This window comes from uncultured Bacteroides sp. (assembly GCF_902491285.1).
GTDB lineage: Bacteria > Bacteroidota > Bacteroidia > Bacteroidales > Bacteroidaceae > Bacteroides.
The window spans coordinates 1-6,026 of the sequence record NZ_CABUHK010000149.1 but is presented as its reverse complement, the minus strand read 5'-3'; the positions used below and the strand labels follow the sequence as shown (position 1 = coordinate 6,026).

Here is a 6,026-nt window from a genome sequence, read left to right as displayed (position 1 = left end):
AAGGTCCCGGATTTATGGATGTAATGCCGGGTATCGCTTCTTCTTATATCTTCACTCTGAAACCGGGTGACAAGGTGATTATGAGCGGCCCCTACGGAGATTTCCACCCGATTTTGGATTCTAATAAGGAAATGATGTGGATTGGCGGTGGTGCCGGTATGGCTCCGTTGCGTGCACAAATCATGCACTTGACGAAGACGCTGCATATTACCGACCGTAAGATGTCTTACTTCTACGGTGCCCGTGCACTGAACGAGGTATTCTATCTGGAAGACTTCCTGCAAATCGAAAAGGACTTCCCGAACTTCACATTCCATCTGGCGCTTGACCGTCTGGATCCTGCTGCCGATGCTGCAGGCGTGAAGTACACTCCGGGCTTCGTTCACAACGTGATTTATGAAACTTACTTGAAGAACCATGAAGCTCCTGAAGATATCGAATACTACATGTGTGGTCCCGGCCCGATGTCGAAAGCCGTTGAGAAGATGCTCGACGACCTTGGCGTACCGGCTCAGAATTTGATGTTCGATAACTTCGGCGGATAATTCAATTCGTCGGAAGTTAACTTCCGGTCAGTGAAATGACTGGAAAGATAACATAACAAACAGAGCGGGAAACTTGAAAAAGCTGATATGCTTTTCAGGTTTCCCGCTTCTTTTTTGTGCTTTCCCTGTGTGTCTTTCCGCTATACCATTCGGCTATTTTACGTCCGTTATGAAGATATTTTCCTATTTTCGCTATACGTATCTATTATATTCGTATATTTGACTACCCAATAGAATTTAAATACATAAAACAGGTTATGGAATACCATCGTATATCTTTTATTCACAACGATACGGAGTACACGTTTGTCAAAGCTATGAGTTCGGAACTGACCGGATATGCCTTAATATCGGCTTGCCGGGCGGAAGTTACCATTTATATGAGAGAGAATAATCTAAAAGGACGTTATATCTTGACCGGCATGGCTAAAGTTTAACTGCGTATTCGTCCTCATACTCTTCCTTTTATTATCTTTGTCACCATGTTAGAGAAAAATGAAATTATACAGTCGGCTCTCCGCAATTTGAAGATTGAAGAGCTGAATCCGATGCAGGAAGCGTCACTTGAACAAGCTACCGGAAAGAAAGACGTCATATTATTGTCACCGACAGGGTCGGGCAAGACACTGGCTTATCTGTTGCCTTTATTACTCACCTTGAAGCCGGACAACGGTAATGTGCAGGTCTTGATTCTGGTTCCTTCGCGTGAGTTGGCTTTGCAGATCGACAGTGTGTTTAAAGCCATGGGGACTTCCTGGAAAACCTGTTGTTGCTACGGCGGACACCCCATTGCGGAAGAAAAGAAGAGCATTCAAGGAAATCATCCCGCTATCATTATCGGTACTCCGGGACGTATTACCGACCATTTGTCTAAGGGAAATTTCAACCCCGAAACCATTGAGACTTTAATCATTGATGAATTTGACAAGTCTTTGGAGTTCGGTTTCCATGATGAAATGGCGGAGATTATCACGCAGCTTCCGGGACTGAAAAAGCGTATGTTGCTTTCGGCTACGGATGCTGAAGAGATTCCCGAATTTACAGGACTGAACCGTACAGTCAGGCTGAATTTCCTGCCGGACGCTTCCGAAGAACAGGAATCCCGTCTGACGCTGATGAAAGTGCTTTCTCCGGCGAAAGATAAGATTGATACTTTATATAATCTGCTTTGCACATTGGGAAGCAGCTCGAGTATCGTCTTTTGCAATCACCGGGATGCGGTGGATCGTGTGCAGAAACTATTGGCAGATAAGAAACTGTCTGCCGAACGCTTTCATGGCGGCATGGAACAGCCGGACCGTGAGCGTGCGTTGTATAAGTTCCGTAACGGCAGTTGCCATGTATTGATTTCTACCGATTTGGCTGCCCGTGGACTGGATATTCCGGAGATTGGGCATATCATCCATTATCACCTTCCGGTGAATGAGGAAGCCTTTACACACCGGAACGGGCGTACGGCGCGTTGGGACGCTACAGGAACGTCTTATCTGATTCTTCATGAGGAAGAAAAGCTGCCCGCTTATATTCCTGAAGATATGGAAACGGTTGCGTTGCCTGAAAATCCCCCCCGTCCGCCAAAGTCAATTTGGGCTACTATATATATAGGTAAAGGAAAGAAGGAAAAACTGAGCCGGATGGATATTGCCGGATTCCTGTATAAGAAAGGGAATCTGACCCGTGAAGATGTGGGGGCGATTGACGTGAAGGAACATTATGCTTTTGTTGCTGTGCGCCGGGCGAAGGTCAAGCAACTCTTGAACCTGATTCAAGGCGAAAAAATCAAAGGAATGAAGACTATTATTGAAGAAGCTAAATAAATATACGTTTTTATTGCATTTTGCTTTCACTTTATTAGTAACTTCCCCATGCTTTGTTCGTTTTTCGACTTTTATTCCTTACTTGTTATCTGTAGATAACAATATGGTGTATATATCCTGTATAAACCAATAAAAAGAAAGGAAAATCTGCTTTAAAACAGTATTTTTATAAGGAAAGATTTGTGCGATGGGAATAAATTCGTAAATTCGCAAGGTCAAAAGACAAAAGTAACGAAATTGTTAAACCAAAAACAAACTTCAAATGAAAAAGCATAATTTCAATGCAGGACCTTCCATTCTTCCGCGTGAGGTGATAGAGGATACAGCGAAGGCTATTTTAGATTTCAACGGCTCTGGTTTATCTCTGATGGAAATCAGCCACCGTGCCAAAGACTTCCAACCTGTGGTTGACGAGGCAGAGGCATTATTCAAGGAATTACTCAATATCCCCGAAGGTTATTCGGTTTTGTTCCTGGGTGGAGGTGCTAGTATGGAGTTCTGCATGGTGCCCTATAATTTCCTCGAAAAAAAAGCAGCTTATTTGAATACCGGTGTATGGGCAAAGAAAGCAATGAAAGAAGCCAAAGGTTTTGGTGAAGTTGTAGAGGTTGCCTCTTCAGCCGAAGCTACATATACTTATATCCCGAAAGATTACACAATCCCTGTTGATGCAGATTATTTCCATATCACTACAAATAATACAATTTACGGTACGGAATTGAAGAAAGACCTCGATTCTCCGGTTCCAGTGATTGCCGATATGTCTTCTGATATTTTCTCACGTCCGATTGACGTTTCCAAATATATCTGTATCTATGGTGGTGCTCAGAAAAACCTGGCTCCTGCGGGCGTTACGTTCGTTATCGTGAAGAATGATGCAGTAGGTAAGGTGTCACGTTACATCCCGTCAATGCTGAATTATCAGACTCACATTGATGGCGGTTCAATGTTCAATACTCCGCCGGTATTACCTATCTATTCTGCCATGTTGAACCTTCGTTGGATCAAAGCTCAGGGTGGTGTGAAAGAAATGGAACGCCGTGCCATCGAAAAGGCTGATATGCTGTATGCGGAAATCGACCGCAACAAATTGTTCGTAGGTACTGCTGCTAAGGAAGACCGCTCACGCATGAATATTTGTTTCGTTATGGCTCCCGAATACAAAGACCTCGAGGCTGACTTCATGAAGTTTGCTACTGAAAGAGGTATGGTAGGTATCAAGGGACACCGTTCGGTAGGTGGTTTCCGCGCATCTTGCTACAACGCTATGCCGAAAGAAAGCGTACAGGCTTTGATTGATTGTATGCAGGAATTTGAAAAACTTCATTAATGAAAGAATTATGAAAGTACTTGTAGCTACAGAAAAGCCGTTTGCTAAAGTTGCGGTAGACGGTATTCGTAAAGAAATAGAAGCAGCCGGATATGAGCTTGCTTTACTCGAAAAATATACAGATAAGGCTCAGTTGCTGGATGCAGTGAAAGACGCCGACGCTATCATTATCCGTAGTGATATAATTGATGCTGAAGTGCTGGATGCTGCAAAGGAATTGAAGATTGTGGTTCGTGCGGGTGCAGGATACGATAACGTAGACTTGGCTGCTGCCACTGCTCACAATGTTTGTGTGATGAACACTCCGGGACAGAACTCCAATGCGGTTGCCGAACTGGCTTTGGGTATGATGGTATATGCTGTCCGTAATTTCTATAACGGAACTTCCGGTACGGAACTGATGGGCAAGAAGCTGGGTATCCACGCTTACGGAAACGTTGGCCGTAATGTGGCCCGTGTTGCCAAAGGCTTTGGAATGGAAGTGTATGCTTACGATGCATTCTGCCCGAAAGAAGTAATCGAAAAAGACGGTGTGAAAGCACTTGATTCGGCAGAAGAGTTGTATAAGACTTGCCAGGTGGTGTCTCTGCATATTCCTGCTACTGCCGAGACTAAGAATTCTATCAATTATGCGCTGCTGAAAGATATGCCGAAGGGTGCCATGCTGGTAAACACTGCCCGCAAGGAAGTTATCAATGAAGCCGAACTGATTAAGCTGATGGAAGACCGTGCCGACTTCAAATATATCACGGACATCATGCCTGCCGCTAACGCTGAATTTGCTGAGAAGTTTGCAGGACGCTATTTCTCAACTCCGAAGAAGATGGGTGCACAGACTGCTGAAGCAAATATCAATGCAGGTATTGCCGCTGCCAAACAAATCGTTGGTTTCTTGAAAGACGGTTGCGAAAAATTCCGCGTGAATAAATAATATTCGTAGAAATAGTAGTATATTTGAGCCACAGATTTTCAATAAGTCTGTGGCTTTTATTTTTTACATATTAAATACTAATATCATGGCAATAATTAAACCTTTCAAGGGCATTCGTCCACCGCAAGATTTGGTGGAACAGGTTGCTTCCCGTCCTTACGATGTCTTGAATTCTGAAGAAGCCCGCATTGAAGCGGAAGGTAACGAGAAGTCTCTTTATCATATCATCAAACCTGAGATAGATTTTCCCGCAGGCACGGACGAGCATGCCGAGCCGGTGTATGCCAAGGCTGCCGAGAACTTCCAGGCGTTTCAGGATAAAGGATGGCTGGTGCAGGATGCAAAGGAAAACTATTATATCTATGCCCAGACTATGAACGGGAAGACACAGTACGGACTGGTTGTCGGTGCTTATGTTCCCGATTATATGAACGGAGTTATCAAGAAGCATGAACTTACCCGTCGCGACAAGGAAGAAGACCGAATGAAGCATGTCCGTGTGAACAATGCGAATATCGAGCCTGTTTTCTTCGCTTATCCTGATAATGAGAGGTTGGATGCTATCATCAAGAAATATACGGCCGGAAAGCCGGTTTATGACTTCATCGCTCCGGGCGACGGCTTCGGTCATACGTTCTGGATTGTTGACCAGGACGAGGATATTGCGGCCATCACTGCCGAATTTGCGAAGATGCCGGCACTGTATATCGCTGACGGCCATCACCGTTCTGCCGCTGCTGCATTAGTTGGGGCTGAGAAAGCCAAACAGAATCCGAATCATCGTGGTGATGAGGAGTATAATTACTTTATGGCAGTCTGCTTCCCTGCCAACCAACTGACTATTATTGATTATAACCGCGTAGTGAAAGACCTCAACGGGCTGACTCCCGAGCAGTTCATTGTTGCATTGGAAAAGAACTTTGCCGTAGAAGAAAAGGGTGAGGATATATACAAGCCGTCCGGTCTGCATAACTTCTCTCTTTATCTCAGTAACAAGTGGTATAGCCTGACTGCCAAACCCGGTACATACAATGATAATGACCCTATCGGTGTACTTGATGTAACCATTTCGTCTAATCTGATTTTAGATGAAATCCTGGGGATAAAAGACCTGCGTTCGGATAAGCGTATCGACTTTGTCGGCGGTATCCGTGGATTGGGCGAACTCAAGAAACGTGTGGATAGCGGTGAAATGAAAGTAGCTCTGGCACTTTATCCTGTGTCTATGAAGCAATTGATGGATATTGCGGATACCGGTAATATCATGCCGCCCAAGACCACTTGGTTCGAGCCTAAACTCCGCTCAGGACTGGTTATTCATAAGTTGGATTAAAGCATAAGTCTTATTTAACGTGAGTTCGACATAAAATCAAAAGATAGTAAGTTGCCCGTCATTGATAAAG

At 44.4% G+C, this 6,026-nt stretch carries 5 protein-coding genes and 1 pseudogene; all 6 read left to right on the top strand.

Annotated features, from left to right (window positions below):
- Nucleotides 1-545 (top strand): annotated as a pseudogene (locus RDN93_RS21465) (NADH:ubiquinone reductase (Na(+)-transporting) subunit F); the annotation flags it as partial.
- Between the two features lie 257 nt (nt 546-802).
- A complete protein-coding gene (locus RDN93_RS21460; RefSeq protein ID WP_291595343.1) occupies nt 803-982 on the top strand; it encodes a hypothetical protein in 180 nt (59 codons plus the stop codon).
- A gap of 45 nt (nt 983-1,027) precedes the next feature.
- The gene (locus tag RDN93_RS21455) at nt 1,028-2,362 is read left to right on the top strand and encodes a DEAD/DEAH box helicase (protein ID WP_308747360.1); all 1,335 of its coding nucleotides are present in this window, start codon (nt 1,028-1,030) and stop codon (nt 2,360-2,362) included.
- A gap of 262 nt (nt 2,363-2,624) precedes the next feature.
- The gene (gene serC, locus RDN93_RS21450) at nt 2,625-3,692 is read left to right on the top strand and encodes a 3-phosphoserine/phosphohydroxythreonine transaminase (protein ID WP_308747359.1); all 1,068 of its coding nucleotides are present in this window, start codon (nt 2,625-2,627) and stop codon (nt 3,690-3,692) included.
- Nucleotides 3,693-3,702: 10 nt separating this feature from the next.
- Nucleotides 3,703-4,623 (top strand): NAD(P)-dependent oxidoreductase, encoded by a 921-nt coding sequence (locus RDN93_RS21445; protein ID WP_308747358.1) that lies wholly within the window; start codon nt 3,703-3,705, stop codon nt 4,621-4,623.
- A gap of 85 nt (nt 4,624-4,708) precedes the next feature.
- Nucleotides 4,709-5,956, top strand: a complete 1,248-nt coding sequence (locus RDN93_RS21440) for a DUF1015 domain-containing protein (protein WP_308747357.1) — start codon at nt 4,709-4,711, stop codon at nt 5,954-5,956.
- Nucleotides 5,957-6,026 lie beyond the last annotated feature (70 nt).

Excerpts from the sequence above, each read along its gene's own strand:
- RDN93_RS21460 (WP_291595343.1), top strand. The coding sequence starts at position 803 with ATGGAATACCATCGTATATCTTTTATTCACAACGATACGGAGTACACG.
- RDN93_RS21455 (WP_308747360.1), top strand. The coding sequence starts at position 1,028 with ATGTTAGAGAAAAATGAAATTATACAGTCGGCTCTCCGCAATTTGAAG.
- serC (WP_308747359.1), top strand. The coding sequence starts at position 2,625 with ATGAAAAAGCATAATTTCAATGCAGGACCTTCCATTCTTCCGCGTGAG.
- RDN93_RS21445 (WP_308747358.1), top strand. The coding sequence starts at position 3,703 with ATGAAAGTACTTGTAGCTACAGAAAAGCCGTTTGCTAAAGTTGCGGTA.
- RDN93_RS21440 (WP_308747357.1), top strand. The coding sequence starts at position 4,709 with ATGGCAATAATTAAACCTTTCAAGGGCATTCGTCCACCGCAAGATTTG.